The sequence below is a fragment of the Flavivirga rizhaonensis genome (genome assembly GCF_004791695.1).
In the GTDB taxonomy this organism is placed as follows: Bacteria; Bacteroidota; Bacteroidia; order Flavobacteriales; family Flavobacteriaceae; genus Flavivirga; species Flavivirga rizhaonensis.
On sequence record NZ_SRSO01000037.1, the window covers coordinates 1 to 20,358 of the forward strand.

The following is a 20,358-nucleotide window of genomic DNA, read 5'->3' on the forward strand; positions in this document are numbered from 1 at the left end:
TAGAATAATCTACTTTTTTTGTAATTTGTATATCTTTCATATCAGATGGTATTATTTAAGTTAATTTTGCACTAACAAATTAATAATACCTCCTGGTTTTAGAATGACACTTTAAACATACAAACTCTATTTAATTTTTTTTAGAAAAATAATATTAAAGAAATGATTTTCAAGTGTTTGTCATTTCGACAGAGCGAAGCATGAGCCTTTCGACTTTAGTTTATGCTGAGCGTAGTCGAAGTACTCAAGATAAACTTTCGAGAAATCTCATAAGAATGGGATTACTCCTCAATAGCTACGCTATATACGTTCAATTAAAATATATTTTACTTTCCGTAGCATTCGGAATGACATAGTTTCTTTATTAAAATAATTAAACATCTGATTATCAGGTTTTAATACATCGATCTCACGTTAATTTATACGATTTATGCCTTCACAGGAATGATGTGCTTATCATATCATTTGAACGTTTTTGGCAATCAATATTTTAAACTATATAATTGAAGTAAACCAATGAGATATCATAGACAGTAACTGGGATATTTCATTAATAACTGGAATATCATAACTCGTGCCTTTGCCAATTGAATAAGCCACAAACAGAATATATAATAATAGTAATAACTTCGCATGAAGTTTTTTAATACCATTTTTAGCAAAAACAAAAATTAGAAAAACTATTATTGTTGAAATTAAAAGTAAGACGCGTAATTGTCCAACATTCTCAATGGTTTCTGTACTCATTTCAATAGGACCATAAATAAGTGTGAATAAAAACAGCGGAAGACCAAGCGCAAAACAAACATCAAAAATATTACTACCTAAAGCATTAGCAACGGCATCATCATAATTACCTTTCATAGCATCTTTGTATGAAATAATAGTATCTGGTACGCTAGTTGCAGCAGAAGCTAGTACTACAGAAACAAAATAGATAGGCATGCCAATGGCAGTTCCAAACTGTTCACAAGCTTCAACAAGCCAAAAACAAGCCATACCAATAAAAAAAACAGAAAGTATCAACAAACCAAAGGCTTTCACTTTATTGATTTTAGAATCTCCTAAAACGACAGTAGATAAATCACCTTTAAAAAGAGCAATAGCCCTGTTACCACCATCGGCAGCATCTTCATAGTCATTTTCTATATCGCCAGTCCCTTGACTTATTAACATATAGGCTACATAAATAAAATATAGTATCATTAAAATAAGTCCGTGAATCCAGTTTAAAGATGGTCCGGTAATTACAAAAATTAAAGCTAATTCGGCAATGATAAGCGATATACCATCACGTAATATAACTTTCTTTGAGATTTCAATTTTGGAAGAAATACCTTTTCCTATAACTACTAAAATAACAACTGCAGGAATAATCATAGCATTAAAAACAGCACTTCCTGCTGTGGTACCAATACCACCAGAAAAACCATCTTTATCTTTTAAGACAAATAAGAAAAAAAGCGTTGTAAATAATTCAGGCAAACTGCTTCCAATAGCATTCATGGTAGCTCCTTTTATACCTTCTTTCATATTTCGACCCAGATAGTTAGAAGCCATTTCAAAACCGTCACAAGCCCTCCAAATAATAATACATGTAATTAAAATAAGCCCCAAAGAAGCAATAATAGCCATAAGTAGTATTTGTATTCGGCAAATCTAAAAAAATTAAAAATAGAAAATAAGCGCTTATTTCTTAATGCTTTGTTTCACAGAGTTTAAAAATAAAAATGAATTTTAGAGTATCTTAAAACAATGTTAAAACAAATTTCGAAGCTAAAAAGATTTCTATTTTTTGTACATTTAGGGAATACACTTAATTTAATATGTCATTTATGCCGACCTTCAATTTAAAAATTAATAATGAAAAGCATACTGTAGAAGCAGATGCAGATACGCCTTTATTATGGGTTTTAAGAGATCAGATAGATTTAGTAGGAACTAAATTTGGTTGTGGAATAGGTCAATGTGGTGCCTGTACTGTTCATGTAGATGGTAATGCCATGCGCAGTTGTTTACTTCTAGTATCACAAGCTGAAGGGTTAAATATTACAACTATAGAAGGGCTGTCAGAACAAGGAGACCATCCAGTACAACAAGCATGGAAAGAAATAGATGTACCACAATGTGGCTATTGTCAATCTGGACAAATAATGACAGCTTCAGCATTTTTAAGCAAAAACCCGAATCCTAATGAATCGGAAATTAGAAATGCAATGCATGGTAATATTTGTAGATGCGCGTCCTATAATAGTATTGAAGAAGCTATAAAAGTAGCCTCAAAAAAATTAAGTTAACCAACCTGTAAATAACAAAAAATGACACCTTCAAAACAAATAACATTCAGTAGAAGATCGTTCTTAAAAACATCAACATTGGCTAGTGGTGGTATGTTAATAGGTTTTAACTTATTTAATGCCTGTAAACCAGAAGCAAAAGTTCCTATAGATTTAAGTCAATTAAATTATAATGATTTTAATGCCTATATAAAAATTTCAAAAGAAGGCAAGGTTACTATTTTTTCTCCCAACCCGGAAATTGGGCAGGGTGTTAAGACCTCTATGCCTATGATTATTGCTGAAGAATTAGATGTAGCTTGGGAAGATGTTTATGTGGTGCAAGCACCTTTAGACACAGAGAACTACACAAGACAGGTTGCTGGAGGAAGCCAATCTATAAGATTTAGTTGGCAAGCATTAAGACAAACAGGAGCAACAGCAAAACAAATGTTGGTAAATGCTGCGGCTGCAAAGTGGGGTGTCGATGCTTCAGAATGCTCAGTAGCTAAAGGGATTATTACCAACGCGAAAGGAGAAAAGTTAGGTTATGGCGATGTTGTTTTAGAGGCTGCTGCCTTAGAAGTTCCTGAAAATGTCACATTAAAAGCCCCTAAAGATTTTACAATCATTGGTAAAGGTGCCGGTAATGTAGATATTGATAAAATAGTTACAGGAAAACCCTTATTTGGACTAGATTATAAAGAAGAAGGCATGCTTTATGCTTCGGTTTTAAGGCCGCCCGCTTTTGGACAAGTACTTGAATCTTTTGATGATATAGCTACGCGTGCACTCCCAGGAGTTGTAGATGTTATTGTTATTGGCGAAAAAGCAAGAGCGTATTTAGAGGGAAGCAAAAAGAAAAGTTGGACAGCACAATTAAGTAAAAGTGATAAGGTAGTCGTGATTGCAAAAACGACCTGGGATGCCATAAAAGGAAAAAGAGCAATTAAAGCCATTTGGAAAAATGATTCTGAACTTGAAAGCACGGAGTCTCATGATAAACTACTATTGGATTTATTAGAGGGTGAAACGTTTAAAACAAGACGAAAGGATGGTAACGTAAAAAAAGCATTTGCAAACGCTGATAAAGTTTTAGAACGCATTTATGAGTCACCGTTTTTACCACATAACTGTATGGAACCTATGAACTTTTTTGCAAACGTAACTTCAGAAAAAGTCCATTTGGTTGGTCCAGTTCAAACTCCAGCGGAAGCAGCTAAAGTAGTATCGGGCTTATTAGATAGAAAACTTGAAGATATCCATATAGAGATGACAAGAATGGGAGGTGGTTTTGGTAGACGACTTTATGGCGATTTTGTATATGAAGTAGCCGAAATATCAAACGCCATTAAGAAACCAGTAAAAATGGTGTCTACAAGAGAAGATGATATGACTACAGGGGTTTACAGACCAGCAACTAAATATAAAATTGCAGCATCAATTAAAGACGGAAAATTAACAGGGTATCATTTAAAAGAAGCATCCATTAATGGTAATATGTATGGATTGATTCCAAATTTCTTTCCGGCAGCTGCATTAGAAAATTATCAGGTTGATACCGCTAATTATAAAAGTAATATAACAACTGGGGCTTGGAGAGCACCTTATACTAATTTTTTAGCAAGTGCAGAACAAAGCTTTTTTGATGAATTAGCTGAGGTTTTAGAAGTAGATCGTGTTCAATTGCATTTGGATCTATTAGAAAATGTTAAAAAGAATCCTGAACCTAATATAGAATATAGTCCAGAACGCTTACAAGGCGTTATAAAAAAGGTAGTAGATAAGTCTAATTGGGGGAAAACCGAAGCAGGCGTTTATCAAGGGTTTTCTGTATATTATTGTCATAATACCCATGTGGCAGAAGTCGCAGATATTATCATGGATAATGGTAGTCCTATAGTTAAAAAAGTAACTTGCGCTGTAGATTGTGGTATTGTTGTAAATCCGCTGGGAGCAATGAACCAGATAAAAGGTGGTGTTATTGATGGTATTGGACATGCTATGTATTCCGATTTTGGATTTAATAATGGTGTGCCACAGTCTAATAATTTTAGTACATATCAACTCATTCGTATGGCACAAACCCCAAAAGTGGATGTACATTTTATTGAAAATGATATAGATCCTACGGGTTTAGGAGAGCCTACCTTACCACCCGTTGGAGCAGCAGTTGCTAATGCTATATACAAAGCTACAGGAAAAAGGTTAACCAAGCAGCCATATATGAGTAATTTGGATTTGGAAAAAGTAGTCGGGTAATCTGCATCTATGACACATGAATTTAAAGACATCGTTAATCAGGCTGAGGTAGCTAGAGATAAAGGCATTAAATCGATTTTAGCATCAGTCGTAGCTCTTGAAGGTTCTTCCTATAGAAAACCAGGGGTGCGGATGCTTATTTTAGAAGATGGTAAAATGATTGGTGCCGTTAGTGGAGGCTGTGTAGAAAAGGAGATCTTGTTACAATCTGAATCTGTTTTTAAGACAGGACAATCTAAAATAATAACTTATGATGGTAGATATAGATTAGGCTGTGAAGGCGTTTTATATATTTTAATAGAAGTATTTGAACCAGATGACTCTTTTAAAAAAGTCTTTTTTAATGCTCTGGAAGAAAGAAAGTCATTCGAAATTTGGTCATATTATAGTAAAGCAGAAGCGTTCGTTTCAGGATTAGGTTCTTGGGTGAAAATTAAAGGATCGTTTTTTTCATTACAAAGCCATGCCAAAAAATTAAAAACAAATAATTCATTATCAATTTTTAAGCAATATATGCCACCGTGTTTTAAGCTTGTTATTATTGGAGCAGAGCATGACGCGGTACAATTATGTAAATATGCTGCTTTAACAGGGTGGGAGATTGCTATTATTTCAGGACCATCAGAATCTAAATCAGTTGTAAATTTTCCGGGAGCAATTAGCTTTCAGGCAGTTTCAGCAGAGAATATGGAAACTACATCTATTGATAACCAGACTGCTATTGTATTAATGACTCACAATTTTGCTAATGATCTAAGGTATTTAGTGCAATTAAAAAATACAAACCCTGTGTATATTGGTTTATTAGGGCCATCAAAACGAAGGGAAGATTTACTTTCTCAACTTATAGAATATTGTCCGGATATAGAGGCGGCTTTTTTAGATAGCATTCATGGTCCGGCAGGTATTAATATCGGTTCTGAAACCCCTCAGGAGATAGCAGTCTCAATTATAGCAGAAATATTGTCTGTAGCTAGAAAACAAGACCCGATATCACTAAGTAAAAAAAAGGGAAAGATTCATTCTTAAATAGTTTTAATAGTGTCTAAACATGCTTTAAATATTCCTATAGTCATTTTAGCAGCAGGAGCTTCAAAACGTATGGGAACTATAAAGCAATTATTATTGTGGGGAGAAAACACACTTTTAGGACATACCATCCAAACAGCATTAAAAACAAATACAAAGCATATTTATGTTGTATTGGGAGCAAACTATTATACTATTAAAAAAGAAATAGAAAAGTTTCCTATAACCATTATTAAAAATGACACATGGGAATTAGGCTTGGGGAAATCTATAGCCTGTGCAGTTAATCATATTCTAGAAGCAGAATCACATTTTGAAGGGGTTCTTATTTGTTTGGCAGATCAGCCTTTTGTTGATGCTGATTTTTTAAATACGTTGATTCAAAATTTTGTTCCAAATAAAAATAAAATTATAGCAACTTCTTATAAAAATGGGTTTTCTGGTGTTCCGGTAATTTTTGATAAGACATATACGTTCGAATTATCTAAATTAATTGACGATAACGGAGCTAAACCACTTCTTAAGAAATATAGCGCTTTAGTTGAAACTTTTAAGCTTAAATTAGATAATATCGATATAGATAATAAAGAAGATTATGACAATCTATATAAAGCAAATTTTAAAAATTGATTTGTTTTTTTTAAGTCCATTATATTTATAATCGATTAAATTCAAAATATAGTACTAAAGCATGAGCACATCTCCAGTAGATAAAGCAAATACACCAGAAGAATTCACAAATTTAAAAACTACAGAACCAGCAAAAAATACTGGTGGTTTTAAAGCATTAAAATCGGCAATGATGCATGCTTCAAAATATATGAAACCATCTGAGGCTATTAAAATTTCAACTAAAATAAATCAAAAAGGAGGGTTTGATTGTCCGGGTTGTGCGTGGCCGGATCCAGACGATGAACGCTCAATGTTAGGAGAGTATTGTGAAAATGGTATGAAAGCGATGTCTGAAGAGAGACAAAAGAAAACGATAGGTTATGAGTTTTTTGCAAATCATTCTGTTGAAGAACTTGCCAGTTTATCCGATTTTGAAATTGGCAAATCTGGACGTCTTTCGGAACCCATGTTTTTGGCAGAAGGAGCTACTCATTACCAACCCATATCTTGGAAAGCTGCTTTTGAAAAAGTAGGTAATCATTTAAATGCATTGAGTCATCCAGATGAAGCCGTTTTTTACACTTCGGGAAGAACGACAAATGAAGCGGCCTTTTTATATCAATTATTTGTTCGTGAGTTTGGAACTGCAAATCTCCCAGACTGTTCTAATATGTGTCATGAAGCTAGTGGTAGTGCTCTTTCTGAAACCTTAGGGATAGGAAAAGGCTCTGTAACCTTAGATGATTTGTATAAAGCAGAACTAGTTATGGTTATTGGTCAGAACCCAGGAACAAACCATCCTAGAATGCTTACAGCTTTAGAAAAATGTAAAAAGAATGGCGGAAAAATTATAGCAATCAACCCTTTGCAAGAAGCTGGACTTATTAAATTCACAAACCCACAAAGTCCGATAAAACTATTAACGGGCGGTACTAAACTAGCCGATGTATTTGTGCCTATCACCATTAATGGAGATGTCGCTTTTGTTAAGGCTTTACTGCTTAAATTATTAGAAAAAGAGACATTAGAAGGTAATGTGTTTGATAAAGATTTTATCAATGACCATACACATGGCTACGATGCTTTTATTTCAGATTTAAAACAATTTGATTTTGATGATTGTTTGGCTTTGTCTGGTGTGTCCAGATCAACTTTCAATGACGTTTTCGATTTAGTTCTAAACAAAAAAAAGATTATCATTTGCTGGGCTATGGGACTGACTCAGCATGAAAATGCAGTAGATAATATTCGTGAATTAGTGAACCTATTATTGTTAAAAGGTAGCATAGGAAAAGAAGGTGCAGGCACCTGTCCTGTTCGTGGTCATTCTAATGTACAAGGTGATAGAACGGTAGGAATTTGGGAAGCAGCGCCACAAGCATTTTTAGATAAGATTGAGAAAAAATATGGCTTTAAACCAACTACAAAGCACGGGTATTCGGTAATAGATGCTATAAAAGCTATGCACGAAAAAAAAGCCAAAGTATTCTTTGGTTTAGGAGGCAATTTTATCTCTGCGGTTCCAGATACTAATTATTCTGCTCATGGATTAGCTAATTGCAATTTAACGGTTCATGTAAGTACAAAATTAAACCGTTCACATTTAGTTACAGGGAAAGAAGCCTTAATATTACCTTGTTTAGGCCGCGCCGAAAAGGACTATCAAAAAACAGGAGTTCAGACCCAAAGCGTGGAAAATTCCATGGGCATTGTGTCGTCTACCAAAGGTGTTTTAGAACCTTGCTCAGATACCTTATTAAGCGAAGTTGCGGTGGTTTGCAATATTGCACATGCTACGTTAAAAGAACGTTCTAAAATCAATTGGCTTCAATATAAAGATGATTATAATTTAGTCCGTGATGATATTCAAGAAGTCGTAAATGGTTTTCAGGATTATAACAAAAGACTTAAACAACCATCGGGTTTTTATTTACCTAATGGAGCAAGAATAAGAACATTTAAAACAGCTACAGGTAAGGCGAATTTTTCTTTAAACAAATTACCAGAGTGGAAGCTCAAAGATTCAGAATTAATTATGATGACTATACGTAGTCATGACCAATTTAATACTACTATTTATGGTCTGGATGATCGTTATCGAGGTGTTTTTAATGAAAGACGGATTATTTTCATGAATCGAGAAGATATGAAAAATAGAAACCTTGAAGAGCATCAGGTCGTAAACCTGACATCAGAATTCAATGGAACACTTAGAAAAGCCAATAATTTTAAGGTTGTTGGTTATGATATTCCTAAGAACTGCTGCGCTACCTATTTTCCAGAAACTAATGTATTAGTACCAATAGATAGTTATGCGCATACAGCCAAAACACCGGCATCTAAAAGTGTTATTATTACCGTAGAAGCAAATTAGAGTTTACTTTTTAAATTTTTAATAGTATTTTCCAAGTCTTTAGGGTTTTGTTTATTGTTCCAGAAAAGTAATAATTCCAGTGTTTTTTCATCTAAAACGCGATAAATTATTGTGGATTGCTTTGAAATGACTAGATGCATAATATTATTTTCAAAGTGTAGGCCTAAAAATGGAAATTTCTTTAGTTGTTCTAAAACATCATTAGCCAAATCGATGAAAGAGATTGCTTCTTTGTCCGACCATTTTTTAGGATGAATTCTATTTCGGCTTGAAAAGATAGTTCTGCTGTTTTAGTCCAAACTATTTTCATAGCGTTTATTGAAGGTTATATTTGGCTCTAATATTAGCCATCACTTCTTCATGTAAACTAACCCTACCTTTTTCAGAATCTTTTATACTTTGAGATAAGAGTCTTTGAATAGGTTCAGGCAATTCAGAAATTGAATTATGTTGCCCCTTATCCTTGTTTATTACTTGTTCAATTTTATATAACGTTTCTTCATCACAAACTTTCATCAACTTTTCAACTATCTTATATTTTCTAGACTCTAAATCCATAATCATTAAGTATATATACAAATATAACAAAAATCACACCTAAAATATTATAAAAAAAGTATAGTTAATACCAATATTGTCAGTCTGTTTTGCACCATTTGGACAGCTATTATTCGTTTATTCATTCCTAATTCAAATAGCCCTATTTTAGGTATTAATCAATTTAATAGGTGTCAATTTGAGAAATCGTTAATAATTAATAGCTCTCGACAAAATATTAAAACTACGTATTTAAAATTACGTAATACTACGTATATTTGTTTTAAAATACGTAGTTATGATAAAAATTATAGTTGTAGGTAATGGTATGGTAGGATATAAATTTTGCGAAAAATTTGTATCTCACGCTAGCTCTAAGAACTTTAAACTTACTGTTTTTGGGGAGGAAGTAAGACCAGCTTACGATCGTGTACATTTAAGTGAGTTTTTTGAAAATGGTGATGCCAAAGCATTAGAAATGGCACCCAGAAAATGGTATGAAGAACAAGGAATTGAACTAATCACAGACGAACGTATTACAGATATACACAGGTCTTCCAAAAAAATAACAACTACTAAAGATTTACATTATAAATACGATTATTTGGTCTTAGCCACTGGGTCTGCACCTTTTGTCCCAAATATTAACGGTATAGAAAAGAAAGGAGTCTTTGTTTATAGAACTATAGAAGATTTAGAAGATATGCTAGCTTATGCAGACATCTTGAAATCTAAAAATTCTGAGACAACAAAAGCTGCTGTACTAGGAGGAGGTCTTTTAGGTTTAGAAGCTGCTAAAGCAGTAATGGACATGGGATTTGAACCTCATGTTATAGAGTTTGCCCCCAAACTAATGCCTAGACAATTAGATACACGTGCAAGTAAGGTTTTACAAGAAAAAATAGAATCGATAGGTATACATGTTCACTTATCTAAAGCAACAAATAAAATTCTGGGTGATGATGCTATCACTGGGATGGAATTTGGTGAGTATGATAAAATAGATGTCGATATGTTAGTTATTTCGGCAGGTATTAGACCAAGAGATGAATTAGCTAAAACCTGTGACCTGGAAATGGGAGTAAGAGGCGGTATTGTAGTGAATGACAAAATGCAAACATCCGATCCAGAAATTTATGCTATTGGAGAAGTTGCTTTATATAATCAAATGATTTACGGTTTAGTAGCTCCAGGTTACGATATGGCAGAAGTTGCTGTGAATCAAATTTTAGGTAATTCTGAAGTTTTGATGGAAAGTGATATTGATATGTCTACAAAACTAAAATTAATAGGCGTCGATGTGGCGAGTTATGGAGAACCTTTTATGCCAGTAGAAAAGGGGTACTCAATAATTTATGAAAACAAAACAAAAAATTTATATAAGCGAATTAATATTAGTCACGATGGAAAAAAACTGTTGGGAGGTATTCTAGTAGGTGATGCTAGTGATTATAATATGTTTCATCAAATTTATTTAAACGGGTTGCCAATTCCTGAAGATGCAGAAGAATTAATTATTGGAAGTAGAGGAGAAGGTGGTTCTTCTTTCGGAAGCGTTATGGACATTCCAGATGCCGCGCAAGTTTGTTCCTGTGAGAGTATTACCAAAGGAGATATTTGTTACTCTATTACAGAAGGCGGTTGTAATAATTTAGGAGATGTAATTTCTAAAACAAAAGCAACAACAGGTTGTGGAGGTTGTAAACCAATGGTAGTCGATTTAGTTAATGAATCCCTTAAATCGCTAGGAAAAGAAGTTAAAGAAACCATTTGTGAACATTTTGATTTTAACAGACAAGAACTTTACGATTTAATAAAAATAAATAAAGTAAAAGATTATCAAGAGACTTTAAATTTATTTGGAGAAGGTCATGGCTGTGAGACTTGTAAACCATTAGTGGCTTCTATATTTGCTAGTATTAATATGGAAACGCCTAATCGTCAAGTTGGTATTCAAGATACAAACGACAGGTTTTTGGCAAATATTCAACGAAACGGAACATATTCTGTGGTGCCAAGAATAGCAGGTGGAGAAATTACGCCAGATAAGTTAATTGTTATAGGGCAGGTAGCTAAGAAATATGATTTATATACAAAAGTAACAGGAGGACAGCGTATCGATTTATTTGGTGCACAATTACATGAATTACCACTTATATGGAAAGAGCTTATAGACGCGGGTTTTGAAAGTGGACATGCCTATGGTAAATCACTTCGTACCGTTAAAAGCTGTGTAGGATCTACGTGGTGTCGTTACGGTATGCATGAAAGTGTTACTTATGCTATAGAAATTGAAAATCGTTATAGAGGCTTACGTTCACCACACAAATTAAAAGGCGGAGTATCAGGATGTATTCGTGAATGTGCTGAAGCAAGAGGAAAAGATTTCGGGTTGATTGCTGTAGAAGGTGGTTGGAATTTATACGTATGCGGAAACGGTGGCGCCACACCAAAACATGCCGTATTATTTGCAGAGCAATTAGATGATGCAACAGCTATTAAATACCTGGATAGATTCTTAATGTTCTACATACGTACTGCTGGGCCTTTAGTAAGAACAGCGCCTTGGTTAGATAAACTGGAAGGAGGCATTGAGTATTTAAAGCAAGTCGTTATTGAAGATTCTTTAGGAATTGCTGAGGAATTAGAATTGGAAATGCAAGGTTTGGTAGATAAGTATGAATGTGAGTGGAAACAAGCCATTGAAAACCCAGAAATGATAAAACGTTTTAAACATTTTGTTAATTCTGATGATACAGATGATAACTTGGTGTTTGTGCCAATGCGCGAACAAAAAATGCCAAAGGCGTGGAGTTGAATTAGGAGTTTGAAGTTAGGAGTTTGAAGTGGATACTGATTACTGGTTGCTGAATACTGAAAACTAGTTGCGTTAGGGATTGAAGAGGAAATCCTTTTTTGTGTCTCCTGAACATTATTGAAAATAAACATAATGTTTGAAAGTAGCAGGTGAAGTTTTTCAAAGGGTTAAATACAAAAAAGATTGTAACGGAAAGCCCGACCTTTTGCGATCCTGCAAGGTTTTGTTTTAACCTGGCAGGTATGAGTAAAAGGTAACGCCAAAATAAAATATATTGATTTAAAATTTAAAAATATGCAAGATATACTTAATCAATACGAGACAGTCACTGAAGCCGATGTAAAAGAGTGGTTTAATGTAGGAGTTGTGTCCGATTTTCCTGAAAATAGTGGTGCCTGTATTAAATATAAAACAAAGCAAATAGCGGTTTATAATTTTACAAGAACATCGAAATGGTACGCTACACAAAATTTATGTCCACATAAAATGGAAATGGTGCTATCATTAGGTATGATAGGGGATAAAGATGATATTCCTAAAGTAGCTTGTCCGATGCATAAAAAGAATTTTTCTTTAAAAGATGGCTCCAATCTTGCAGGAGAAGATTTAAAAATAGCAACCTATCCTGTTAAAATTGAAGACGGAAATGTGTATATTGGCTTTTCTGATTAATATTTAAAAAAATGAAGCCCACAAGATTTGAAACGAGTATAGCACTAATTGATAAAAAAAACGCTGAAGACATAAATACATATCACGTTTCTGGTATAGATTACCCCAAGGAATTATTGTATTCGCAGCGCATGTCTCGAAAATTACTTCAGTTTAATCCAAATGCTTCAAGAGCCCTTCAAATAGCAGCGCGTGCACAACATATTTGTCGTTGGAAAATAGCGAGAGACGAATATCCTATGGATAGAGTAGGCTATTTAAAATGGCGTGAAACACTTAAAAAAATGCATGCAGAGCTAACTGCCGAGATTCTAAACCAAGTAGGGTACGACAAGGTGTTTATAGATAGAGTTTCTTTGTTGATAAACAAAAAGTTAATCAAAAAGAATGAAGAATCTCAAGCCTTAGAAGATATTATTTGTTTGGTCTTTTTAGATTATTATTTCGAAGAGTTTGCTGCAAAGCACGATGATAAAAAAATTATAGACATTCTTAAAAAAACCTGGGTGAAAATGTCAGATAAAGGACATGAAGCTGCCCTACAAATTAAGTTTTCAGACAAAAGTTTGGCCTTAATAAAGCAGGCGATTGATTAATACCTTATAGTATGACTAAAAACGGTAATTCTTTAGATCAACGTACGTTTGATAAACTAAGCCGTTTGTACATTATTGCATTAAGTACGGTAGCACTTTCAGTTATTATTAGTCAAATTCTTATTAGAAAGCATTTAAATGCTCAACAAAGTGATTCTACAGTAATTAATATTGCTGGGAGACAGCGTATGTTGAGTCAGAAATTGACAAAAGAAGCGTTTTTACTTTCTATAATAAGCAATCAGGAAAAGAGAGTTAAATTAAAAAAGGAGTTTAAACAGACACTACAGCTTTGGGAGTCGTCTCATTATGCGCTTCAAAAAGGAAACGATAGTCTTGGATTACCAGGAAATAATAGTGCAGTGATTGTAAGTATGTTTAAAGATATCAATCCGTCTTTTAACGCCATAAGGGAAGTCTCTTCTTTAATCACAAAAAGCATTGAAAATAATCCATTAACTTCAAATTTAGAGTTTGAAGATGAATTAAAGATTATTCAGAAAAACGAACAGATATTTTTACTGAAAATGGATCAAATTGTAAATCAATTTGATTTAGAGGCAGAAGAGAAAGTTGCCTGGTTACGTAATTTAGAAATGGTCTTAATGGCAATAACCTTATTGCTTTTATTAGCAGAATTACTCTTTATATTCTGGCCAGCTGCTAAAACCGTAAAAAATAATCTTTCCGAATTATTAGAAGCAGAGAAGAAAGCTAAAAAAATGGCTTTTGATGCAGATGTTTTAAGTCAAGCAAAGGAAAAATCGGTAAAAGAATTAAGAGCGTTGAGTCGTGCTATGGATGAGACTTTGCTGTTTGCTCGTATTTCTCCTGATGGCATTGTGACACATATGGGTAATAAGTTTTCTCGTTTGTTTAAATTTAGTAATTTTAATACCAATGTGCTTTTTTCTGAAGTATTATCTATTCATGAAAACGAACAAGTAATCATAGATGATATTGTTTCTAAACATAAAAAAACAGGTTGGCAAGGTGAAGTTAAAGCCACTACCAAAAATAATATTGAAGTGTGGTTAGAAATGTCTATCATTCCTTTTAGTCCTACCGATGATAAATCGGAATTACTAATTATAGCATCAGAAATCACTTCAAAAAAAGCGGGGCAAATAGAAATCGAGAGATTAACTAAAGCCAGCTTTGAGGAGAAGATGAGTCAGCAAAAAACCATTTCCAGTAAGATTATAGAAAATCAGGAAAAAGAGCAAAATCGTATTGCTAAAGATGTTCATGACGGTATCGGGCAAATGCTTACGGGGCTAAAGTATAACCTAGAAAGTATTGATATTAGCGATATGGATAAAACGGCTATAAAAATTGAGCACTTAAAAGAACTGACTTCTAAAATTATAAAAGGAGTAAGAACCGCTACATTTAATTTAACACCTCCAGAATTAGCAGATTATGGTATTGTACCGGCAATAACTAAGCTAACACAGGAGTTATCCAAGCTTACTGGGAAGCATATTGTACTTTATAATAAAACAGATTTTGCAGAAAGACTAGATTCATTATCAGAGATTAACATCTATAGGATTGTACAGGAAGCGATAAATAATGCTATAAAGTATGCCGATTCTACACATATCGCAGTATCATTGTCGCATAGTAAAGAAATACTTAGTATTGTTGTTGATGACGATGGTAAAGGTTTTAACCCTGATAAAGTTAAAAATATAAAAAATGGAGAAGGCGGTATGGGCATGACTTTTATGAAAGAGCGAATTAAGTATATTAATGGTCGATTATTTCTTAATTCAGAAATAGGCAAAGGCACAAGAGTTACCTTGAATATTCCGTTAGTATAGTTAAAGATTGTGTTTGATAGTCATCATGTCGACACCAGTAGATATCACACAACACTTATGATAAAAATAATGATCCTCTTTATGTGATTTCTCACTTCGTTCGAAATGACTCGGAATGTAGAATTAAGTTTCATAGTCATGTCGACGATAGGAGACATCACACATCATTTTATAATGCCAAGCTTTTGTGATTTCTCACATTCGTTCGAAATGACTAAGTGCATTAAATATGCTTGATAGGTCATGTCGACATAAAGAGACATCACATAGTATTTTTAATAATTAAGAATGTTAAAAATATCATATTCAAGCAATTAAAATATTTGATTATTCAAGTTTTCCCATTTAGGATTAAAATCAGATACTAACTTATTTTTCTTTTCTCGTCTCCATTTTTTCAATTCCTTTTCTCTGGCAATGCCAAGTTTTGGGTAATCAAAAGTTTCATAATAAACAAGATAAATACAACCATACTTACCAGTAAAGGACTTTTTAGCATTTTGACTATCAAAATAATGTTGAGACAATCTGTTTTGAATATTATTGGTAAATCCGATATATAAAGTCGTTCGATATTTATTAGTTGTTATGTAAACGAAGTATTTGTGTAACATGAATTAAATTTAAGCTAAAAGTAGGATTTGTCATATGTTTTCGATTTGGAATATTAAGAAGTACCTCATAGTCATGTCGACAGTAGGAGACATCACATAGTATTATAAACAAAAAAGTGATCACCTTTATGCGATTTCTCACTTCGTTCGAAATGATTCGGAATGTAGAATTAAGTTTCATAGTCATGTCGACGATAGGAGACATCACACATCATTTTATAATACCAATCTTTATGTGATTTCTCACATTCGTTCGAAATGACTCAGAACATAGAATGATCTTTTTAGTTAATTCATAAACAAATCTCAATTTAGACAATCATAATAATAAATCTTGAGCTATGATGCCCTACATTTTCTCTATAATCCACATCAAAATACGTAGTTTTACTTAAAATTCTTATTTTTGTACTTATAATTCAAGTTTATAGATATGATTAACATCGTTTTAGCAGATGATCACGAGTTAGTAAGAGATGGTATTAAAGCACTTTTAGAAGATCAACAAGGCATAGAGGTTATAGATGAAGCTGCAGATGGTCGAGAAGCTTTAGAGGTTTTAGAACGCACCAATCCGGATTTGCTAATTGTAGACATAAGAATGCCTGAACTTAATGGTATTGAAGTCGTAACAGAAGTAACAAAGACATATAAGAATGTAAAAACTTTGGTGCTTTCTATGCATGACTCCGAAGAATATGTTGTTAAAGCGATTCAGGCTGGAGCAGATGGCTATTTACTAAAAGGAGCAAGCAAAGATGAATTCTTAAAGGCTATAACTAAAGTAGCTTCAGGCGGTAAATATTTTACAGGAGATGTATCGGCTATCATTATGAATAATTTTGTAAACGGAAATGTAACAAGTACTTCAAAGAAAGATCCAGTTGCAGACCCATTTCATCTTACCAAAAGAGAAAAACAAATACTTAGTTTGGTTTTACAACTTAAAAATAATAAAGTGATTGCTGAAGAACTTCAGATAAGCAAGCGAACAGCCGAAGTACACCGTTTTAATCTCATGAAAAAATTAGATGTAAAAAACATTATGGAACTAAACAATAAAGCTAAGGAGTATCAGTTGGTTTAAAGTATTTAAAATTCGTTACAAAAACCGTAAAAAGTGGTACCAAAGCAGTGTGTCATGTCGTTTTGGAGATAAAAGCCTTGATGGGATTAACAAGCTCCTAAATTTGAGAACAAACAAATCAAAGCACCTTGTTTTTTATAGCCTTGTGCAACGATTATCATTGTTAATCTTTGTTATTTTCCGCTCGTAAATGTTTGCAAGAATATATCCTTCATTATTACAAAAGGCAGTTTGTCTTCTTGAGAATTGTATGCACCTCCCGTAAAAATAGCAACCATATCTAATTCGGGAAGAACCATAATGTATTGTCCTCCGTTTCCTGTTGCTGTTTTAGAAACAAAGATTTTTCCGTTTGCTTTAAACGGAATGTTCCACCATAAATAACCGTAATCAATTCCAGTAATTTTTGTTTTTGAAGTAGTTGATTCCTCAATCCATTTTTCGGGTACAACTTGTTTTCCATTCCACTTTCCCTTATTGAGAATTAGTTGTCCAATTTTTGCCATATCTCGAGAAGTCATATATAACCTTTTTCCAGAAGGAATAATTTCTTTCTTGGAGGTATGACCCCAATTTACATTGCTTATACCTAACGGGTTGAATAAATATTTTTCGGCAAATTTGTCGATTGTTATTCCCGAAGTTTGACTAATAATTTCAGTAGCTAAAATTTGTCCCATAGTACAATAATTTGAAACTGTACCAGCCTTATTGACCATTGGTAAATTTAAAAAATATTGTAACCAATCATTTTTTTTATATATTTTGTCTTCTTGTCCTTTTGATTTTTTATCCCAATCATTGCAGTCCAATCCAGTTGACATTGTTAATAGATGTTTGATTGTAATTTCTTTTTTTCTTTCATCCAGATTTTTGGTCGGAACAAGGCTATTGAGGTATTTTGATATTGGGTCGTTTACAGTTTCAACAAACCCCTTATCGACTGCAATTCCCATTAAGATAGATGTTATGCTTTTAGTTGCAGAACGAAGGTCGTGTTGATTGTTTACTGAATGTTCACCAAAGTATTCTTCAATGATAATTTGGTCATTTTTCACTAGTAAAACACTATGAATTTTATTCTCTTTTATTTGTAGTTGATTGAATAATTTAATGATAAGTGTTGAATCAATGTTTTGAGATTGCAAATCATTTGTTTTCCATCCGTCTTCAAGTTTTTTAGGCTTGGAATAGATGTATGTATTTTGAGCAGAGCAAAATGAACTTACTAATAAGATAAAAATTGTAAAGATTGCTGGGTTTTTCATAATGTAGGTAACGGCTCGTATAAGAAACGTATGATAACCGATAAGGAACACGTTTCGGATTGGTATTAAGCCAAATATAAATATTTTGCTTTTATATTTAATATTGAAAACGCCAAATTTTATATTTGGTAACCTAACAAAAAATCCTAAGCTATTCGAACTGTCTTACCAGTCCTATGTTTTCTTATACAATTATTAGCTACCGTATTCGTTTTTATTCTATAATTATTACTTCTCCATCTCTTAAAGCCTTAAATAACCATTTGTTATCTATACATCTTTGAATTTCTTTTCCAATTGCTTCTGATTCAAAGTGGTCGGAATCATAATGTGGCATAAATGAATAATTAAAAACTCCTAATCCTTTATAGATTGGTTTATTTATTCCTTTGTATGGAAAATTATTTGGGTCATCAGCAATCTCGATTGATTTTAAAGAGTCGGATAAAACACAAATTCCAGCACTATAACCTCCGTAAAGGAAGTTGTCTCTGTTTTTCAATTTTTCGAAAATTTTATCAAATCCACTTAATTTCATAGCCATTCTTAATACAAATGTATTTCCACCACTTACCCAAATTCCTCCTAAAGAATTAAGTGTGCTGTTTAATTCTTCAGTTTTATGGAAGTATTTTTTTAAATCTAGTGGTACGGCCTTAAATCCAATTTCATTTAATACATCTATTTCTTCTTGTTGATGTTTGTTCGCTCTTTCGAGGTCTACACCAACCCAATCTCTCGAATTATTAATATGACCAATTTTATTGTTTTGAGGAATGAGGCTCTTTAACTCTTTTATTTGATTACCGAATTTATATGATGATAAATAGTATTTCATATTTTGGAAGTAAATACTATCCTGGAAATTCCGCAGGAATTTTTAGGATAAGCGAGTAGAAGCAATTACTTATAGGAGTCATTGTTGTCAACAGTTTTTATTAATTCAATTTATAGTTTTTCATTTAAATCTTGCCTTCCGATAATTGTCATTATTTCAATGATATCATTATTTATTTTATAATATATACTATCGACTCCACACACGCAACGTCTGTATCCTTTTTTTATGTAATCGACAGTTTCAAATGAAAAAGGTCTTTGAACGATAATGTCAAAATATTCGAAAAACGAATCAAAATATTTGTCCGCCTGATTAATTCCGAATTTTTTAATTCCGTAATGATGAATGCGAATCAAGTCGTTTTTGGCCTCATTACTCAATCGATATTTAGCCATTTATTAAAGACTTTGATTGAGCTAAAATTTCGTTTTTACTGTCGTTTGTAAATCCGTTACTTTCAGCTTTCTCTAGTTTAGATCGAATCCAGTCAATTTGAACTTGTTGTTTTCGAGCTTGTCTAATCAAGTCATTTACTAGTTCGCTTTTGCTTGAATATTCTTTGTTATCTACTTGATTTTTAAGCCATTCATCGTTCGGTTTTGTAAATGATATACTTTGTCTTGCCATAGTTTTATTATTTGGTGTAAATATACATCAAATACGAACCAATTCCAAATATACACAAAGGTTTTGTATATGAATAGTTGCGATTTTGTGAGAGTGATTTTCAGTATGAAAATCAGCCGATGAAATCGAAACTATGCTTTTGTTTTTGAGTTCTAAATTAAGCAATTATTTGATACGTTGTTTTACTAAGTTTTTCAGTACGGTTATCACTGATTATTTTCAGATTTATCGTTAGTGTTAATATTATTAACTATTTTAAGAGATTTAGATTCGTAGTTATATTTTGTAGCTATTATATTTTCGTACAGTTTATCAGTTTCAGTTTTGTCCTTAATAAATTCTTGCTTATTATAAGGTTCAATAGGTAATTTTGATAAAAGTTTTTTAATGTAACATATTACAATTGTTTCATCTTTAAAATTATCCACTTCCATTAAAGGATATTCATTCCATTTTATTTTTTCAACGTTTTTACATTCAATTTTTTTTATTGTTTCAAAGCATCTAGTTATTTCACGATTACTTTGAGCATGTGAAACATAATATATATGATCTATAGTTTCATAACCCGAATCTTTAAGTATCTTGGGTAAGTTTTCAGAATATTTCTGTCCAATTTCAGTTAGAGTATCACTATCTCCTTCATATTTTATTGATGCATGTCTTATAAATATTACTTTCATTGGATATTTTTATGTAGTGCAACAATTAAATATAGATAATTGGCCATATCCACATTATAACACCGAATATAGTAAATCTTTTATGTAAGCGTTAATAAGGTGAGTTATATTGAAGCTCTTTTTTAGTAACTCCAAAAAAGTCCCCTTAATTTCTTCCTTTTTTACCAAATCCTCAAAATCCACTTTCAATAATTATCAATCTGATATTTATTCAAAATTACGTATTTGAATATTTT

At 32.6% G+C, this 20,358-nt stretch carries 18 protein-coding genes; 10 read left to right on the forward strand and 8 right to left on the reverse strand.

All coding sequences use genetic code 11. The features are described 5' to 3' along the window. Positions 1–495: 495 nt before the first annotated feature. Positions 496–1,635 carry a sodium:calcium antiporter gene (locus EM932_RS18690; protein WP_135878731.1) on the reverse strand — a complete coding sequence of 380 codons (1,140 nt, stop codon included), beginning with the start codon at positions 1,633–1,635 and terminating at the stop codon, positions 496–498. Positions 1,636–1,835: 200 nt separating this feature from the next. Here EM932_RS18690 and EM932_RS18695 point away from each other — a divergent pair, with 200 nt between their 5' ends. The 5 genes from EM932_RS18695 (at position 1,836) to EM932_RS18715 (ending at position 8,553) form a co-directional block, all read left to right on the forward strand. After that, positions 1,836–2,297: a (2Fe-2S)-binding protein gene (locus EM932_RS18695; protein ID WP_135878732.1), complete on the forward strand. Its 462-nt coding sequence runs from the start codon at positions 1,836–1,838 to the stop codon at positions 2,295–2,297. Between the two features lie 21 nt (positions 2,298–2,318). Continuing rightward, positions 2,319–4,538: a xanthine dehydrogenase family protein molybdopterin-binding subunit gene (locus EM932_RS18700; RefSeq protein ID WP_135878733.1), complete on the forward strand. Its 2,220-nt coding sequence runs from the start codon at positions 2,319–2,321 to the stop codon at positions 4,536–4,538. A gap of 9 nt (positions 4,539–4,547) precedes the next feature. Further along, a complete protein-coding gene (locus tag EM932_RS18705) occupies positions 4,548–5,567 on the forward strand; it encodes an XdhC family protein (protein WP_135878734.1) in 1,020 nt (339 codons plus the stop codon). 12 nt (positions 5,568–5,579) lie between these two features. After that, a complete protein-coding gene (locus EM932_RS18710) occupies positions 5,580–6,197 on the forward strand; it encodes a nucleotidyltransferase family protein (RefSeq protein WP_135878735.1) in 618 nt (205 codons plus the stop codon). 61 nt (positions 6,198–6,258) lie between these two features. Further along, positions 6,259–8,553 carry an FdhF/YdeP family oxidoreductase gene (locus EM932_RS18715; RefSeq protein ID WP_135878736.1) on the forward strand — a complete coding sequence of 765 codons (2,295 nt, stop codon included), beginning with the start codon at positions 6,259–6,261 and terminating at the stop codon, positions 8,551–8,553. A 315-nt stretch (positions 8,554–8,868) separates the two neighbouring features. Here the strand turns inward: EM932_RS18715 and EM932_RS18720 are convergent, their stop codons facing one another. Then, positions 8,869–9,111 (reverse strand): hypothetical protein, encoded by a 243-nt coding sequence (locus EM932_RS18720; RefSeq protein WP_135878737.1) that lies wholly within the window; start codon positions 9,109–9,111, stop codon positions 8,869–8,871. Positions 9,112–9,388: 277 nt separating this feature from the next. Between EM932_RS18720 and nirB the strand changes: the two genes are divergently transcribed. The 4 genes from nirB to EM932_RS18740 all read left to right on the forward strand — a co-directional run bounded on the left by nirB (position 9,389) and on the right by EM932_RS18740 (position 15,002). After that, entirely contained in the window at positions 9,389–11,908 is a 2,520-nt protein-coding gene (gene nirB, locus EM932_RS18725) for a nitrite reductase large subunit NirB (protein WP_135878738.1), read from the forward strand. A gap of 294 nt (positions 11,909–12,202) precedes the next feature. Beyond that, positions 12,203–12,580, forward strand: a complete 378-nt coding sequence (gene nirD / locus EM932_RS18730; protein ID WP_135878739.1) for a nitrite reductase small subunit NirD — start codon at positions 12,203–12,205, stop codon at positions 12,578–12,580. 11 nt (positions 12,581–12,591) lie between these two features. Beyond that, complete coding sequence (locus tag EM932_RS18735; protein ID WP_135878740.1) at positions 12,592–13,176, forward strand: DUF4202 domain-containing protein; 585 nt, start codon at positions 12,592–12,594, stop codon at positions 13,174–13,176. An 11-nt stretch (positions 13,177–13,187) separates the two neighbouring features. Beyond that, the gene (locus EM932_RS18740; protein ID WP_135878741.1) at positions 13,188–15,002 is read left to right on the forward strand and encodes an ATP-binding protein; all 1,815 of its coding nucleotides are present in this window, start codon (positions 13,188–13,190) and stop codon (positions 15,000–15,002) included. Between the two features lie 314 nt (positions 15,003–15,316). Here the strand turns inward: EM932_RS18740 and EM932_RS18745 are convergent, their stop codons facing one another. Further along, a complete protein-coding gene (locus tag EM932_RS18745; RefSeq protein WP_135878742.1) occupies positions 15,317–15,616 on the reverse strand; it encodes a GIY-YIG nuclease family protein in 300 nt (99 codons plus the stop codon). A 427-nt stretch (positions 15,617–16,043) separates the two neighbouring features. On the opposite strand from EM932_RS18745, the gene EM932_RS18750 reads away from it, so the two are divergent. Beyond that, positions 16,044–16,703: a response regulator transcription factor gene (locus EM932_RS18750; protein ID WP_211344326.1), complete on the forward strand. Its 660-nt coding sequence runs from the start codon at positions 16,044–16,046 to the stop codon at positions 16,701–16,703. 173 nt (positions 16,704–16,876) lie between these two features. Here the strand turns inward: EM932_RS18750 and EM932_RS18755 are convergent, their stop codons facing one another. The 5 genes from EM932_RS18755 to EM932_RS18775 all read right to left on the reverse strand — a co-directional run bounded on the left by EM932_RS18755 (position 16,877) and on the right by EM932_RS18775 (position 20,122). Continuing rightward, on the reverse strand, positions 16,877–17,971 hold the full coding sequence (locus EM932_RS18755; protein ID WP_135878744.1) for a serine hydrolase domain-containing protein: 1,095 nt from the start codon (positions 17,969–17,971) through the stop codon (positions 16,877–16,879). Positions 17,972–18,185: 214 nt separating this feature from the next. Further along, positions 18,186–18,809 (reverse strand): Type 1 glutamine amidotransferase-like domain-containing protein, encoded by a 624-nt coding sequence (locus EM932_RS18760; protein WP_135878745.1) that lies wholly within the window; start codon positions 18,807–18,809, stop codon positions 18,186–18,188. A gap of 110 nt (positions 18,810–18,919) precedes the next feature. After that, the gene (locus EM932_RS18765) at positions 18,920–19,207 is read right to left on the reverse strand and encodes a type II toxin-antitoxin system RelE/ParE family toxin (RefSeq protein WP_135878746.1); all 288 of its coding nucleotides are present in this window, start codon (positions 19,205–19,207) and stop codon (positions 18,920–18,922) included. After that, positions 19,200–19,439: a ribbon-helix-helix domain-containing protein gene (locus EM932_RS18770; RefSeq protein WP_135878747.1), complete on the reverse strand. Its 240-nt coding sequence runs from the start codon at positions 19,437–19,439 to the stop codon at positions 19,200–19,202. The genes EM932_RS18765 and EM932_RS18770 overlap by 8 nt, the downstream gene beginning before the upstream one ends. A gap of 206 nt (positions 19,440–19,645) precedes the next feature. Beyond that, positions 19,646–20,122: a histidine phosphatase family protein gene (locus tag EM932_RS18775; protein WP_135878748.1), complete on the reverse strand. Its 477-nt coding sequence runs from the start codon at positions 20,120–20,122 to the stop codon at positions 19,646–19,648. Between the last annotated feature and the right edge of the window lie 236 nt (positions 20,123–20,358).